We start from the raw sequence: 14,276 nt of genomic DNA on the forward strand, positions 1-14,276 counted from the left end.
AGCAGCCTTTGCGGCGGCATTCTGTCGCCAATTCATGCCCTCGGATGCGATTGACCGCTCAATGAATACGACGTTTTCCTGCGTGGGTTGCGGCAAATGCTGCAACGACCATCATGTGTCCCTGACCTTGCCTGAAGCCCGCATGTGGGCTGCCGATGGCGGCCAAGTCATCGTATTGGTCGAGGCCTTCCTGAACAACGGCCTTGGCCTGCCAGCGCAACAGCGTGAACATGCTGAACGCCGTTCGGCGGTGGTTCGCAGCGCCGACGCCGAGGCTTATGTCGCCATCACCTTCGCCGCTTACAACGTCGGCCCCTGCCGGAATCTTGACGAAGACAATCTCTGCCGCATCTATGAGCGTCGGCCGCTGGTGTGCCGCATTTATCCGATGGAAATCAATCCGCACATTGCGCTAAACACTGCTGTTAAGGAGTGCCCGCCCGAGTCTTGGGAAAAAGGCCCGGACCTGATTGTCGGCGGCGAACTCGTCGACCGCGAGTTGTCGGAACTGATCATGCGTTCGCGTCAGGCCGATCGCGATGACATCCAGATGAAGGACGCCATTTGCGCGTTGCTGGGGTTTCGGACGACTGCGCTGAAGGGCGACGGATTTACCGCTTATCTACCGGACATGAATGAATTCGCCACAATCATCGACGAGCTGACCGGGCAGACACTGCCAGAGTGGAGCAGCGAGTGGCAGTTCCATGTGTCGGGAGAGGATATTGCCGGGCAGCTGGTTGCAGCCGGAGCGCTCGTGACGACAGAAGCGCCGACGAACTATGGGTTTATTTCGTTGCGGGCGGCTTGAATCGGAATCGGCGGTGTTTGTGCAGGCCCCATCGCTAGCAGGGCTAGCTCCCACAGGGTTAGTGGTGAACACCTCATAACCACTGTGGCAGCTAGCCCTGCTGGCGATGGCGATAGTATTGCCACCGCGACAATCGAGAAACTTAACGCTTACCCATCGACCGCCGAGTCCCCGGAGGCGCCATGCCTGGGGTCTTGGTGTGGCCGTTCTTGGCGCCGTTCTTGTACCACGGCTGGTTGGAGCCCTTGGCGGACGCCAGTTCACCCGGTTTGAACGGGAACTTGAACGCCGGGATTTCGGCTTTGGTTTCGCTGTCGGCGCTGGCGTCGACGTTGTCGCTCAAGACATCGTCGACCGGCGGTTGTTTCGGGGAAGTCATGAAAGCTCCGGGTGATGCGCAAAGTGTCGGGCCCGGTCAGCGAGCCGCGAAAGACGCCAGTATAACGGAAGGGCAGCTACAAGCTTCAAGCTGCAAGCCACAAGTTAAAAACAGCCGCGGCGCCTTTTGGGCTTGCGGCTGAACGCCTGAAACTTGTAGCTTGCTAAGCATTCCCGCCCGACGAGCCTGCCTCCATGAAAAAAACCGTCCTCGCCTTCAGCCGCGTTACGCCTGAGATGGTCGAACGCCTGCAACAAGACTTCGACGTCATCGTGCCGAACCCGAAAAACGGCGACATCAATGCCCAGTTCAACGAAGCCTTGCCCAACGCCCACGGCTTGATCGGTGTCGGCCGCAAGCTCGGTCGTGCACAACTGGAGAACGCCGCCAAACTGGAAGTGGTGTCCAGCGTTTCGGTGGGCTACGACAACTACGACGTCGCGTACTTCAATGAACGCGGGATCATGCTCACCAACACCCCGGACGTGCTCACCGAAAGCACCGCGGACCTGGCCTTCGCCCTTTTGATGAGCAGCGCTCGCCGCGTTGCCGAACTGGATGCCTGGACCAAGGCCGGCCAGTGGCAAGCCACCGTCGGCGCCCAGCTGTTCGGTTGCGATGTGCATGGCAAAACCCTGGGCATCGTCGGCATGGGCAACATCGGCGCCGCCATTGCCCGTCGCGGTCGCCTGGGTTTCAACATGCCGATCCTCTACAGCGGCAACAGCCGCAAGACCGCGCTGGAACAGGAACTCGGTGCACAGTTCCGCAGCCTCGATGAGCTGCTGGCCGAGGCCGACTTCGTCTGCCTGGTGGTGCCGCTCAGTGAGAAAACCAAACACCTGATCAGCCATCGCGAACTGGCGCTGATGAAGCCGAGCGCCATTTTGGTGAACATCGCGCGCGGCCCGGTGGTAGACGAGCCGGCGCTGATCGAAGCGCTGCAAAACAACCGCATTCGTGGCGCCGGACTGGATGTCTACGAAAAGGAACCGCTGGCCGAGTCGCCACTGTTCCAGCTGAAAAACGCCGTGACCTTGCCGCACATCGGCTCGGCCACGAACGAAACTCGCGAAGCGATGGCCAACCGTGCACTGGCCAACCTGCGCAGTGCCCTGTTGGGTGAACGGCCACAGGATCTGGTCAACCCGCAGGTCTGGAAGGGCTAAAGCAAAACGGGCAGGCGCACACGCCTGCCCGTTTGTTCGCAGATTGCCTCAAGCCAACTTGCCACTCCCCCGCACCAGCAGTGCCTTGGGTTTACGGAACACCAGCACGTTCCCCAGCATCACCATCACCAGCCCCATCAGTGCCGGGGCAGTCCATTGGTAACCTTCGGCAAATGCCGACACGTTCAGCGCCACCACCGGGAACAGCACGGTGCAATAGGCTGCACGTTCCGGTCCCATGCGACCGACCAGCGTCAGGTACGCGGTGAATCCGATCACCGAACCCGGGATCACCAGGTACAGCAACGAACCGATGTAGCGGGCATTCCACTCCATATCAAACGGAATGCCTTTGACCAGGCACCACACCGACAACATCGCCGCGCCGTAAGCCATGCCCCAGGCGTTGGTGGTCAACGGCTTGAGCCCGGCTTTCTGTTGCAGACTCGACAGCATGTTGCCCGCCGAGAAACACAAGGTGCCAAGCAGCGCCAGGCCCAAGCCGAGCAACGTTTCCGGGCTGGCGGTGTGGCCGGCGAGTTCCGGCCAGAACAACAGGCCCAGCCCGAGCAAGCCCAACGCACCACCCATCAGCACATTGCGGGCGATTTTCTGGCCGAAGAATACCCGGGCGTTGAGGGCGTTCCACAGTGTCGCGGTGGAAAACACCACGGCCACCAGACCGCTGGGAATCCACTGGCTCGCCGTCAGGAAACACATGAAGTTGATGCAGAACAGGCACAGGCCCTGCGCGAGGCAGATCAGGTGCCCGCGGCGGTTCATCACTTGAAGCTTGCGGCTGAGCAGCAACATGACGAACAGCACCAACGCTGCAAGGCCGAAGCGATAGACGATCGACACGGGAATCGCCACCACACCCAGTTGCCATTTCAGGGCAATCCAGGTGGTGCCCCAGATCAGCACGGTCATCAGGTACAAAGACAGGTTCATGGCATTGGCTCCTCGATAGGAGTCCAGTGTCCCGCGCAGCAACGTGGCGCACTTGCATAAACTTGCGCTTTTGTCAGGCAACGGGCTGGCAGGCGAACCGCTACGGAGTAGGATGCAAGGCGTTAGAGAGAACCGACCATGGCACCGGATACCCTACAAGTCTTTCAAGCCCTCAACCGCTCGCCCAATGCTCGCCTCGAGCACAGCGCCGAGCTCGGTGACGGCTTGTCCGCAGCCTTGTGGAGCAACCACCACGACGCCCAGGAATACGAAGCGCCGAGCCACCACACGTTGTCCTGCTACATCGCTGGCGGCACCGGCACTTTTCGCCGCGACCAGCCCGGCAACAAGGGTGGCCCCGACAAGCTGTGCATCCTGCCCGCCGACCATCAGTCCGGTTGGGTGATCAACGGCGACATCCGCCTGGCCCACCTGTATTTCAGCCCCGAACAATTTGCCTTGGGTTGCGTAACTCTGCTCGACCGTGAACCTCGGGAATTGCAGTTGCGCGAACAGACGTTCCTCGATGACCCGCAGCAGGCCGTGCGCTTTCGCCAGTTGATCACCCTCAACTGGGAAGAACCGGGCGAGCGTTTGCTCACCAGCAGCCTGGCCCACGAGATACTCGGCCATGCCCTGCTCAGCCAGGTCAGCGTGCGCCCGAACTTGCGCCTCAAGGGTGGTTTGGCCGCCCGGCAGCGGCGGCTGTTGGTGGAATATATCGATAGTCATCTGGACCAGGCCATCAGCCTGGGGCAACTCGCCGCGTTGTGCGCGTTGTCGGAATACCACTTCGCGCGCATGTTCCGGGAGAGCTTCGGATTGCCGCCGCATCAATACGTACTGGCCCGACGCCTGAACTGCGCGCGGGAGCTGTTGCGCTCGACGCTAAAGCCGTTGGGGGAGATTGCATTGGCGTGCGGGTTTGCCAGTGCCAGTCACTTTACCAACCGGTTTCGGCAGGCGTTGGGCGGAACGCCAGGCGAATACCGGCAGGCGTTTTTGCGGTAAAACAAGATCAAAAGATCGCAGCCTTCGGCAGCTCCTACAGGAGAACGCAACCTCATGTAGGAGCTGCCGAAGGCTGCGATCTTTTAGATATCGCCTCAAAATTCCAACGCGCTCGACAACGTCACCTGCCGCGAATCCCCCATCGACACGAAGAAACGGCTCGCCGCCGAAGTGTAGTACGTGCGGTCGAACAGGTTTTTCACGTTGAGCTGAAACTTGACCTTCTGCCCATCGAGTTGGGTGTCGTAGGTGGCGAACGCATCGGCCACGGTGTAGCTCGGCAGCTCGAAATCGTTCACTGCGTTGCCCGCCCGCTCACCCACGTATCGCGCACCCGCGCCAACCCGCAGCTGGTCGCCACCGATGACACGGCCAAAGTCATAAACCGCCGACAGTGAGCCACTGTTCCTGGCCACGTTTTGCAGTTTCTTGCCTTTGTAATCCGGGTCTTCGGTGACTTCAGCATCGGTGTAGGCGTAGCTGCCGATCATGCTCCAGCGGTCGCTGAGTTGCCCGCTCAAATCCAGTTCCAGGCCACGGGAACGTACTTCGCCCGCTGCGCTGTAGAGCGTCACCGGACCTTCGGAGTTGGCCACCAGCACATTGCGTTTCTGGATGTCGAACAGCGCGATGTTGCCCGTGACGCGCCCCGGCATATCAAGTCGCGCGCCGACCTCCCAGGACTTGGCCTCTTCCGGTGCAATGCTGCCATCGAGCACGGTGCTGCTACCGCTCAGTGGTGCGATGGTCGAGTTGGGTTTGAACGATTCGGTGTAGCTGCCATAGAACGACAGCTCGTCGGTGTAGCGATACACCAGACCGGCGCGCGGCACCCATTTCTGCCCGTTGCTGTCCGTGTTGGCCTTGAACGGCACACCTTTGCCGGCGTACTGGTCGTATTCCTGGAAGCGTCCGCCCGCCACCAGAATCCATTGATCGGTGAGGTGAATCGAGTCCTGCAAAAACGCCGAGTTGCTGCGCAGCTTATCGGTCTGCGCGCTGTCGGCCGGGCTGACGGTGGTGCCTTCGACTTCACGGCCATAGACCGGGTTGAGGTAGCTGAAGGTGGTCAGGCTTTTCTGGCGGATCAGGTCGGCACGGTAGATCTTGCGGTACTCGTCATCAATGCCTAACACCAGGTCATGCCGCATGCCCGCCACATCGATTTTGCCTTCAAGGCTCGCCGTGGTGAAACGGTCGGTGCTGAGCGCATCCTGCGTGCCATCCATGCTGCGGGTCAGCGTGCCCTTCTGGGTGTCGATGGCGGTTACGCGGACTTGGCTGGCGTCGTAGGTTTCACGGTTCCAGCTGTAGCCGAAGTGCGCTTTCCAGTTGTCGTTGAGTTCGTGATCGGCCTCGAAGTGATACAGGTCCGAACGCCCTTCCATGTCATTGAAAGGCTCATCCAGACGGCGATCGCGGGGGATGTCCAACGGGTGGTTGTCACGCGGGTCGATCACGGTGCCACGGTCGAACGGCGTGAGGAATTCACGGTGCTCGTAGGCGAACAGCAGCTTGGTGCTCTCGCCGAACCAGGCCAGCGACGGCGCGACCAAAGTCTCGCGATGCACGCCGTAGTTGCGCCAGTAATCTTCGTCTTCATGATCCAGCACCATGCGATAGGCCAGCCCGGTTGTGCCCAGGGCACCGGTGCTGTCGAAGGTGCCGCCACTGCCATTCTTGCCTTCGCCGTAGGTCGAGCCGCGCACGGTCAACGCGTTGTATTGCTCAAGCTCGGGCTTCTTGCTGACCATGTTGACCACGCCGCCCGGGTCCTGGATCCCGTACAGCAGCGAGGCCGGGCCTTTGAGCACTTCGACTCGATCCACCGTGGCGTTCATGCCACGGCCCTGCACGATCGGCATGCCGTCGCGCATGATCGAACCGTTGCGGTTGTCGCCAAAGCCGCGGGTCATCACCGAATCCTGGGTACTGCCCAGCGTGTTGCCCTGGGTGATGCCGCTGACGTTGGCCAGCGCATCATCCAGATTACGCGGCGCCTGATCGCGAATGACCTGGGCGGCGACCACGTTCACGGTCTGCGGGATTTCCTGAAGCGACGCCGAGCTGCGCATCACCGAAGTGGTGGCCGGCGGCTGGTAGCTGGTGGACTGATCCATCACCGACGTGATGGTGGTGGCGCCTAGATTCAGCGCACCTTCGGTAGGCAACGGCTCCAGGGCCATGGTGTGACCGTCGGTGCGGCGGAAGGTGAAACCTGAGCCGCTGAGCAATTGCTGCAAAGCCTGTTCGGCGCTCATCTGACCACTGACCGCCGGGGCATTGAGGCTGTAAGGCGCTTCATCGGTATAGACCACGCTGATGCCCGTCACCCGGCTGAAATCGCTCAAGGCCTGGGGCAGCGGTTTGGCGGTCAGCGAAAAGCTGAACTGCGTCTGTTGCTGCGCACCACTTTGCGCGGCCACCGCCACGCTCAGCGGCAGCAACGCCAACGCCGAGAAACCCAGCGCCGTAACACCCAACCATTGTTTGACCGAACCCGATTTTGCCCTGGACTTCATGACTCATGACCTGTGTAGAACCGCAACGGATGCGAATGACTCGCAGTTTCAGTCACTACACGGATGGCATTCGGTTTTACCTCAGCAGAAAGTTGAAAATATTTTATGAAGATCAAAAGATCGCAGCCTTCGGCAGCTCCAAAGGGAAATCGCGACTTTTCCTCAGCGCAAAATAATCAGATGCCCCAACACCTGATGCTGCTCAAACCCCAAAACGCCCTGCAACGAACTCAACACGGCCTGCGGATGCTTGCTCGGAAAACTGCCACTGACCCGTCGCTGGGCCAGTTCATCGTTGAGCAACACGATCCGGCCCGGGTAATAGCGGCGCAAATCCTCCACCACATCGGCCAGCGTCGCCTTGTAGTAATTCAGCCACCCCTGGCGCCATGCCAGTTGCGCTTCGCTGTCAACCAAGTGCAGAGGTTGTGCCGTGCCTTCGCCATAGGCGACTTGCTGGCCGGCGGCCAGAATTTGCTGTTCGGCGTTTTTGTCCGCCGTTACCCCGACTCGGCCGGACAACACCGTGACCTGCGCGCCATGGGGCTGCAGGCGTACTTCGAACTGCGTGCCCAATACCCGCGCCTGCCCCTTCTCGGCGTCAACCACAAACGGCTCGCCGGTGTGGGTCACGCTGAAAAAACCGGCACCGCGACGCACTTGCACATGCCGCTCACCGCCGCTGAAATCCACGGCGATGGCACTGTCGGCATCCAGGGTGACTTGCGATTGGTCGGCCAGAATGACCGTGCGGATTTCTCCCGGGGCCGAGACATAGTCAGCGCCCAGATCATCGATCCAGCGCGACGGTTGCCAACCACTGCCGAGGCTGATCATCAGCAACAGGCACGCGGCCATGGCCAGCGCCCCCGACAAACGCCGCACGCTGGCGCGCCGCGAACGGTTCATCGCATTGAGATAACCCTGCAACGCCAGGGCCTCTTCATCGGCCAGCGTGCGCGCGGGCACTTGGGTCATTTCCCACACCACTTGCGCCTGCGCATACGCTTCGGCGTGGGCCGGGTCGGCTTTCAACCACTGGCTGAACATGGCTTGGTCACCGCTGCTCGGCTGGTCATGCAACAGGCTCAGCCAGGCCAGCGCTTGCTGTTCCTGAGCGGGCGTCGGCAGGATGCGTTCGATGGTCTTCACGGTGCTTTCCCTGGCGTGCGCGGTTCGGGTTCCCTCAGGCTTGCCTTGCAGGCCTCGAGCGCGCGCATCATATGTTTTTCCACGGCGCTTTGGGACAGGCCCATGGCTTTGGCGATCTCGGCGTATTTGCGGCCATGAATGCGATTGAGCAAAAAGATCTGCCGCGTGCGTTCAGGCAATGCGCGCAACGCCGCTTCGACATGACGCAAATCGTTGCCTGCCTCCAGCGCGGCTTGCGGCTCGCCACCCACGCTGTCCGACGGTTCCGCCATCAAGCCTTCGCTGGCCCGAACCCGCGTGCCCTCACTGCGCAAATGGTCGATGGCAATGTTGCCGGCGCAGCGCAGCAGGTAGGTGCTGAGTTCCTCGACCTGCACCAGCGGCCGTCGCCAGAACCGCAGGAACAAATCCTGTACCAGGTCCGCCGCCGTCGCCCGGCAACCGACGCGACGGTTCACCAACGCCTCCATTTGCGAGCGTTGCGAAAGGAACACTTGCAGAAAATGCGCACGATCGCCGTGCGGTTTATCGCGCTCGGTATCACCGGGTTCGGCTGGACCGTTGATCATCAATTCAGTACTGCGCAAACGCGGCAATCGGGCTGGCCAACAGGCTCATCCAGGCCAGCGCCACGGCCAAGCGCGGGCGATACGGCATCAGCAACACCAGCAGCAAAGCACTGAGCATCAACACCGCAAACCATTCCACCAGGCCCAGCGCCCAGTCCGTCACCGCCAGCGCCGACCACAGCGACACGCTCAACAACAACCAGCCCGCCACTCTGAACAGCTGTCGCGAGCGGGATGAAAGTTTGCGTCGAAGCAGGTCCGCATGATGGCGATCCATCGACAAACACAACGCGGTGAAACCGCCATAGCAGAGCAACAAGGCCAGCAGCATTCAGTTCGCCTCCTGCTCAAGCGTGATCGGCCGGGAGCGCTGGCGGACGGCATCGGTCTCGGCGCCACGCTGCATTTTCCAGGCAGCCCACGCGAGGAACAGCCCACTGACCAGGGACGTCAGGTCGAAACCGGCCATGGCCCAGTCTCCGGTGATCAGCGTGACACCCAGGTGCCAGGGTGTGGTCAGTGCGTTGAGCAACGGCACCGCGCCCAACAACAACGCGGCCAGCGTCAGTTGCTCCACCCACGCGGTGCGACCACGGCGAACCAGCGCATGCACAAGGCTCAACCCCCAGGCGATGAAGAAACTGTTGACCTCCCAACCCGCCCGCTCGGTCATCTCCAGCGGCAACAATCGGTTGGCCCAGAAGAACACTGCCACTGCGATGACCAAGCCTGACATGCTGGCAATGTTCAGCACTTCCACCAGCCGCAGCTCGAAGGGCATCACGCCGCTCTTGGCATGTTTGAGTTGACGCTTGCCGAGCCAGATGACCAGCCCGGTGCCGATCATCGCCGTGCCCGCCAGCCCGCAAACAAAGTACAACCAGCGCAATACCGGACCGGCGAAATGGCCCATGTGCAACCCGTAGAAACTGCCGGCGATGGCCATTGGCAAGGGCTGCGCCGGGGTTGCGGCGAGCAGTTGCCCGGTCACGCCGTTAAAGGTCACGGCACTGCCAAAGTCATGCACCACACGGTCCGAACCATCGCGCGCCAACACCACTGAAGCATTCGCATCACCCGGATTATTCACCGTCACCCGTCCGACCTGCCCGCCCGACCACTGCTCGCGAGCCTTTTCCAGCATCGGCGCCAAGGGTGGCAATGGCGTCGGTTTACCCGCGGATTCCATGATGTTGGTGGCCGGAAAAACCTCGCTGAAAAACGCTTTTGCATCACCGTTATAGGAGGCCAGGATGCTCGCCGGCATCACCATGCTCATGAAAATCACCAGGCTGCTGTAGGTGATCATCAGGTGAAATGGCAGTACCAGCACACCCACCGCGTTATGCCCGTCGAGCCACGAGCGCTGACCCTTGCGTGGGCGGAAGGTGAAGAAGTCTTTGAAGATTTTCTTGTGGGTGATGATTCCGCTGATCAGCGCAACGAACATCACCATGGCCGCGATGGTCGAGAGCCAGCGGCCCCACGGATAGGGCATTTGCAGCTGAAAGTGGAAACGATAGAAGAACTCGCCGCCCTGGGTGTCCCGGGCCTGCACTTCACGGCCGGTTTGCGGATCGAGCAGTTTTGCCGTGAGTTGACCGCGTTCACCGGGTTTGGCCGGCGACTGTTGCCAACGCACCGACAGTGCGGGCTCGCGGGCGTTGGGCAATTCGATGATCCAGCGTGAAGCGCCGGCGGCGTGTTGCTGCAGGTAATCCTGAGCCAACGCCAGACTGGCTTCGGAGGACACCGAACGTGCAGGGATTTCCGGCTGCATCCAGTGACTGGTTTCGTCCTTGAAATAGGCCAGCGTGCCGGTCAGGAAAATCGCAAACAGCAACCAGCCGAAGGTCAAACCGGCCCAGGTGTGCAACCACGCCATCGCCTGGCGAAAACCCTCTTTCATGAGCGCTCCATCCAGTAAGCCAACCCGGCCAACGCAGCCAGAATTAGGCTTGAGAGGATCAGACCGAGCCACGCCCGACTGGCTGAGCGACAGGCAAAGCACCAGATCACCGCCAGCAGATAGACCAGGAACGAACTGGTCATCCCGGTCACGACCGCCTCGGCGCGTGCCATGGGCACCCACAGCGTCAGGCAGACGCTGGCCAATGCCGTGACCACATAACCGCCGAACACAGCGGCAAGCACTCGCGAAGTGACCGCCAGTCGATAGGAAACGGGGAGTGTCTTGCTTTTGGCTTTCATGTTGCGACCTTGGGAACACGTGAGGCGGCGTGAATGTCACGAAGCCCGGCAAGGCGCAATACTAATGATAAAGATTCTTATACGCAAAAGAAGTCAAGCAATGGCCACTTGATAGGTGAGCCCTGAAAACAAAACGGGCCTGCAATGCAGGCCCGTATCAGTGGCAGGTAAAAATTGAATCAGGCTTCAGCCATTTTGCGCAGCCTGTTCGTTTTCAAGAAACTCTTCTTCCAGCAGCACGTCGGCGTGAGCCCTGCGCTCGAACGGCACCACGGCAGCGCGTGGTTTGCCTCGCAATTTGCCGAACAGATGTTCCAGCGCGTGTTCGAGTTTCTCAGCGGCCCCGTCGATCGCCAGTTCCAGGCTGGCGGCTTTATGGGTGACAGAAATCGGTTGGTGGCCTTTTGGCCTCGCTTCCAACTGGCAGCGCAAATCGTGCGGTCCGGGCTTGTCGCCGTTCTCGTCCCGCAGGTGGACCTCGACGCGTGTCAGGTCCTCTTCGTATCGTTCGAGCGTGCTCTCAATGGTAGTACGTACCCACTCCTCCAGTCGGATGCTGCTTTGAATATGGTTATCGCTATTGACTTGGATTTGCATAGTTCATCCCTTATTTCAGCTAGCTCGCGAGAGGCCGGTCAGCTAAGCCCTTGGGCGTCATCACCGTGACCTCTTACTTACACAATCGGTCTGTACGATGAACAATTCAACCCCTAAAAAAAGATAAATTTCTAATCGCAAAAAAAGCCGGACAACCGGCAAAAGCGCTGTTAAGGTCGGGAGTTGAGTCGCCCTGCCCTCACGTAATAATTGCTCACATTTGCCGCTCCCCCAGCGGATGCAAGCCACGAAAAATCCCCGCCTCTTCCACCAGCCAGTCATGTACCGCACGCACGCCCGGATGACTCAGCGCACCCGGCGCATAGAGCACCATGTAGCGTTTGTGATTGGGCACCGTCAGCCCAAACGGCACGATCAACGCCCCGCGCTCCAACTCATCGTTGAGCAACGTTCGCCGGGCAATCGCTACCCCCATACCGGCGATGGCCGCTTCGATGGTCAGGTGATTGCGATTGAACGTGTGCCCTCGCCGTACATCCGCGCCTTCGAAGCCGATGGCGTTGAGATAGAACTCCCATTCCGCGTACTCGTAGCTACCACGCCAGGCCGTGATGTCGTGTAGTAACGGAAAATGCATCAGGTCCGCCGGACCATGCAGCGGAGGCCGACCACGCAACAGGCTCGGCGCGCACACCGGAAAAATCTGCTCATCGAGCAAGGCTGTGGATAACAAGCCGGGATAACTGCCGTCGTTCAGGTCGATGGCCAGGTCGAAATCGCCCTCGTGAAGCGGCACGCTGCTGTCCTCGGCCACCAGGCGCAGTTGAATGTCTGGAAAGCGCTGCTGCAACCGAGGCAAGCGCGGGGTCAGCCACTTGCTGAGGAAAGACGGAATCGAACGCACCCGCAGGGTTCCGCTGATCATGCCGGCATCCAGGCGGCGCAATTCGGCATCAATGCTGCCGTAGGCCTCGTTGACCGTAATGGCCAGTCGCTGGCCTTCGGCACTCAACTCCACGCCGCGAGCACGTCGATGAAACAGACGAAACCCCAAGCGTTCTTCCAACTGACGAATCTGCTGGCTCACCGCCCCCGGCGTGATGTGCAGTTCTTCGGCGCAGCGGGTGAACGACAAGTGCCGGGCGGCACAGGAAAACACCTGCAGCCACACGTAGGTCTGGGCGTGCAATTGACGGCTCATCGTTTAGTCCTGCTAAAGGCTGTCTTAGGAAGTTTCGTTGGTCACGTAGGACCGTGGCAGGCAGTATCGCTGAAAGTGCGCTTGTCCTACAAAAATGGCAGCGATTCATCTTCCATTGCAGGAATAGGCTTTAGCATGGCTATCAGTGTTTTTGATCTCTTCAAAGTCGGGATCGGCCCATCCAGCTCCCATACCGTTGGTCCGATGCGCGCGGCGGCGACCTTTGTCCAAGCGTTGATCGATCAGTCTTTGCTGCGCGATGTGCGACGGGTAGAGATCCGCCTCTATGGCTCCCTGTCAGCCACCGGCGTTGGTCACGCCACCGACCGCGCCTGCGTCATGGGCCTGATGGGCGAATGGCCGGACAGCATCGACCCCACCACCATCGACAGCCGCATCCACACCCTGCGCGAAACCGCTGAGCTTTCCCTGGCGGGCCAGGTCACGATTGCATTCGACTGGAAACGCGACCTCCTGCTGCTCGACGAGAGCCTGCCTTACCACCCCAACGCCATGTCCCTGACAGCCTTCGGCGAAACCGGCGAGCTGTTCGAGCAGACGTATTATTCGGTTGGCGGTGGTTTCATCATCGAAGCGGCAGAAGCCGAATCCGGCGTTGCACCGGCCAGCGACGTGGTGTTGCCGTACGATTTTTCCAGCGCTGTGGAATTGCTCCAGCTCTGCAACCAACACGGTCTGCGGATTTCCGAATTGATGATGGCCAACGAACGGGCCTGGCGCAGTGACGCCGAGATCCGTCAGGGCCTGCTGCACATCTGGTCGGTGATGCGCGAGTGCGTCGAGCAAGGCTTGCAACACGAAGGCATCCTGCCCGGTGGTCTGAATGTGCCGCGTCGTGCGGCAAAACTGCACCGCAGCCTGTTGGAAATCGGCAAGCCGAACGTTATCACCTCGACCCTCTCGGCGATGGAATGGGTCAACCTGTTCGCCCTCGCCGTGAACGAAGAAAACGCCGCCGGCGGGCGCATGGTAACCGCGCCGACCAACGGCGCCGCGGGGATCATTCCAGCAGTTTTGCACTACTACATGAAATTCAATCCGGACGCGTCTGACGATGACGTTGTCGCGTTCTTCCTGGGCGCCGCAGCCGTCGGCATTCTGTGCAAGAAAAACGCCTCGATCTCCGGCGCTGAAGTCGGCTGTCAGGGTGAAGTCGGTTCGGCTTGTGCCATGGCCGCCGCCGGTTTGGCAGAGGTGCTGGGCGCGACCCCGGAGCAGTTGGAAAATGCCGCGGAAATCGGCCTGGAACACAACCTCGGCCTAACCTGCGACCCGGTGGGCGGGCTGGTGCAAGTGCCATGCATCGAGCGCAATGCAATCGCCGCGGTGAAAGCGATCAACGCTACACAGATGGCCCTGCGCGGCGATGGCAAACACTTCATCTCGCTGGATCGGGTGATCCGCACCATGCGCGACACAGGCGCCGACATGCACGACAAGTACAAGGAAACTTCCCGCGGCGGTCTGGCGGTGAACTGGGTGGAGTGCTGATCGTTTTGGAGGCACGTTGGGGTTTACTGCCCTGAAACGGGCAGGTAAACAGAAGGCGGGCCGTGGTGCCCGCCTTCTTTTTGCCCGTGATCATTGTCCGACAATTTAGTCGGCATGCACCTTGCTACACCCCTGTTGGAACAATGATGGCGATATGGCCGTGAAATGCCGGTGGTCCGGCGTTGCGAACCAACCCGATCACGGCCGGTCAACAACTGCACGTTCAATCA

14 protein-coding genes are annotated in these 14,276 nt (G+C 60.5%); 4 read left to right on the forward strand and 10 right to left on the reverse strand.

The genetic code is table 11. The annotated features are described in order from the left end of the window. The first annotated feature begins 61 nt into the window (after window positions 1–61). On the forward strand, window positions 62–811 hold the full coding sequence (locus tag KVG88_RS09460; protein ID WP_217871182.1) for a YkgJ family cysteine cluster protein: 750 nt from the start codon (window positions 62–64) through the stop codon (window positions 809–811). 142 nt (window positions 812–953) lie between these two features. On the opposite strand, the gene KVG88_RS09465 is transcribed toward KVG88_RS09460, so the two are convergent. Beyond that, the gene (locus KVG88_RS09465; RefSeq protein ID WP_150703695.1) at window positions 954–1,190 is read right to left on the reverse strand and encodes a hypothetical protein; all 237 of its coding nucleotides are present in this window, start codon (window positions 1,188–1,190) and stop codon (window positions 954–956) included. 194 nt (window positions 1,191–1,384) lie between these two features. Between KVG88_RS09465 and KVG88_RS09470 the strand changes: the two genes are divergently transcribed. Next, window positions 1,385–2,359, forward strand: a complete 975-nt coding sequence (locus KVG88_RS09470) for a 2-hydroxyacid dehydrogenase (protein WP_217871183.1) — start codon at window positions 1,385–1,387, stop codon at window positions 2,357–2,359. A gap of 48 nt (window positions 2,360–2,407) precedes the next feature. Here KVG88_RS09470 and KVG88_RS09475 read toward each other — a convergent pair whose 3' ends face one another. Then, window positions 2,408–3,310 (reverse strand): DMT family transporter, encoded by a 903-nt coding sequence (locus KVG88_RS09475; RefSeq protein ID WP_150703693.1) that lies wholly within the window; start codon window positions 3,308–3,310, stop codon window positions 2,408–2,410. A 138-nt stretch (window positions 3,311–3,448) separates the two neighbouring features. Here KVG88_RS09475 and KVG88_RS09480 point away from each other — a divergent pair, with 138 nt between their 5' ends. Beyond that, a complete protein-coding gene (locus KVG88_RS09480) occupies window positions 3,449–4,321 on the forward strand; it encodes an AraC family transcriptional regulator (RefSeq protein WP_217871184.1) in 873 nt (290 codons plus the stop codon). Between the two features lie 95 nt (window positions 4,322–4,416). Here KVG88_RS09480 and KVG88_RS09485 read toward each other — a convergent pair whose 3' ends face one another. From KVG88_RS09485 to KVG88_RS09520, 8 genes are all read right to left on the reverse strand, one after another. Then, window positions 4,417–6,843 carry a TonB-dependent siderophore receptor gene (locus KVG88_RS09485; RefSeq protein ID WP_217871185.1) on the reverse strand — a complete coding sequence of 809 codons (2,427 nt, stop codon included), beginning with the start codon at window positions 6,841–6,843 and terminating at the stop codon, window positions 4,417–4,419. A gap of 162 nt (window positions 6,844–7,005) precedes the next feature. Next, window positions 7,006–7,995, reverse strand: a complete 990-nt coding sequence (locus tag KVG88_RS09490) for a FecR family protein (protein WP_217871186.1) — start codon at window positions 7,993–7,995, stop codon at window positions 7,006–7,008. Next, complete coding sequence (locus KVG88_RS09495) at window positions 7,992–8,564, reverse strand: RNA polymerase sigma factor (protein ID WP_150703689.1); 573 nt, start codon at window positions 8,562–8,564, stop codon at window positions 7,992–7,994. Before KVG88_RS09495 ends, KVG88_RS09490 begins: the two co-directional genes overlap by 4 nt. A 4-nt stretch (window positions 8,565–8,568) precedes the next feature. Beyond that, window positions 8,569–8,895: a DUF3325 domain-containing protein gene (locus tag KVG88_RS09500; protein ID WP_217871187.1), complete on the reverse strand. Its 327-nt coding sequence runs from the start codon at window positions 8,893–8,895 to the stop codon at window positions 8,569–8,571. Further along, entirely contained in the window at window positions 8,896–10,473 is a 1,578-nt protein-coding gene (locus KVG88_RS09505; protein WP_217871188.1) for a PepSY-associated TM helix domain-containing protein, read from the reverse strand. It lies immediately after the preceding gene. Beyond that, a complete protein-coding gene (locus tag KVG88_RS09510) occupies window positions 10,470–10,775 on the reverse strand; it encodes a DUF3649 domain-containing protein (protein ID WP_217871189.1) in 306 nt (101 codons plus the stop codon). Before KVG88_RS09510 ends, KVG88_RS09505 begins: the two co-directional genes overlap by 4 nt. A gap of 186 nt (window positions 10,776–10,961) precedes the next feature. Continuing rightward, window positions 10,962–11,372: an HPF/RaiA family ribosome-associated protein gene (locus tag KVG88_RS09515; protein ID WP_034147044.1), complete on the reverse strand. Its 411-nt coding sequence runs from the start codon at window positions 11,370–11,372 to the stop codon at window positions 10,962–10,964. Window positions 11,373–11,586: 214 nt separating this feature from the next. Further along, on the reverse strand, window positions 11,587–12,534 hold the full coding sequence (locus KVG88_RS09520) for a LysR substrate-binding domain-containing protein (protein ID WP_150703685.1): 948 nt from the start codon (window positions 12,532–12,534) through the stop codon (window positions 11,587–11,589). Between the two features lie 135 nt (window positions 12,535–12,669). Here KVG88_RS09520 and KVG88_RS09525 point away from each other — a divergent pair, with 135 nt between their 5' ends. Next, on the forward strand, window positions 12,670–14,046 hold the full coding sequence (locus KVG88_RS09525) for an L-serine ammonia-lyase (protein WP_217871190.1): 1,377 nt from the start codon (window positions 12,670–12,672) through the stop codon (window positions 14,044–14,046). Window positions 14,047–14,276: the final 230 nt, after the last annotated feature.

Origin of the sequence: Pseudomonas azerbaijanoccidentalis (assembly GCF_019145495.1) — a bacterium.
Taxonomy (GTDB): Bacteria; Pseudomonadota; Gammaproteobacteria; order Pseudomonadales; family Pseudomonadaceae; genus Aquipseudomonas; species Aquipseudomonas azerbaijanoccidentalis.

Excerpts from the sequence above, each read along its gene's own strand:
- KVG88_RS09460 (WP_217871182.1), top strand. The coding sequence starts at position 62 with ATGAATACGACGTTTTCCTGCGTGGGTTGCGGCAAATGCTGCAACGAC.
- KVG88_RS09465 (WP_150703695.1), bottom strand. The coding sequence starts at position 1,190 with ATGACTTCCCCGAAACAACCGCCGGTCGACGATGTCTTGAGCGACAAC.
- KVG88_RS09470 (WP_217871183.1), top strand. The coding sequence starts at position 1,385 with ATGAAAAAAACCGTCCTCGCCTTCAGCCGCGTTACGCCTGAGATGGTC.
- KVG88_RS09475 (WP_150703693.1), bottom strand. The coding sequence starts at position 3,310 with ATGAACCTGTCTTTGTACCTGATGACCGTGCTGATCTGGGGCACCACC.
- KVG88_RS09480 (WP_217871184.1), top strand. The coding sequence starts at position 3,449 with ATGGCACCGGATACCCTACAAGTCTTTCAAGCCCTCAACCGCTCGCCC.
- KVG88_RS09485 (WP_217871185.1), bottom strand. The coding sequence starts at position 6,843 with ATGAAGTCCAGGGCAAAATCGGGTTCGGTCAAACAATGGTTGGGTGTT.
- KVG88_RS09495 (WP_150703689.1), bottom strand. The coding sequence starts at position 8,564 with ATGATCAACGGTCCAGCCGAACCCGGTGATACCGAGCGCGATAAACCG.
- KVG88_RS09500 (WP_217871187.1), bottom strand. The coding sequence starts at position 8,895 with ATGCTGCTGGCCTTGTTGCTCTGCTATGGCGGTTTCACCGCGTTGTGT.
- KVG88_RS09505 (WP_217871188.1), bottom strand. The coding sequence starts at position 10,473 with ATGAAAGAGGGTTTTCGCCAGGCGATGGCGTGGTTGCACACCTGGGCC.
- KVG88_RS09510 (WP_217871189.1), bottom strand. The coding sequence starts at position 10,775 with ATGAAAGCCAAAAGCAAGACACTCCCCGTTTCCTATCGACTGGCGGTC.
- KVG88_RS09515 (WP_034147044.1), bottom strand. The coding sequence starts at position 11,372 with ATGCAAATCCAAGTCAATAGCGATAACCATATTCAAAGCAGCATCCGA.
- KVG88_RS09520 (WP_150703685.1), bottom strand. The coding sequence starts at position 12,534 with ATGAGCCGTCAATTGCACGCCCAGACCTACGTGTGGCTGCAGGTGTTT.
- KVG88_RS09525 (WP_217871190.1), top strand. The coding sequence starts at position 12,670 with ATGGCTATCAGTGTTTTTGATCTCTTCAAAGTCGGGATCGGCCCATCC.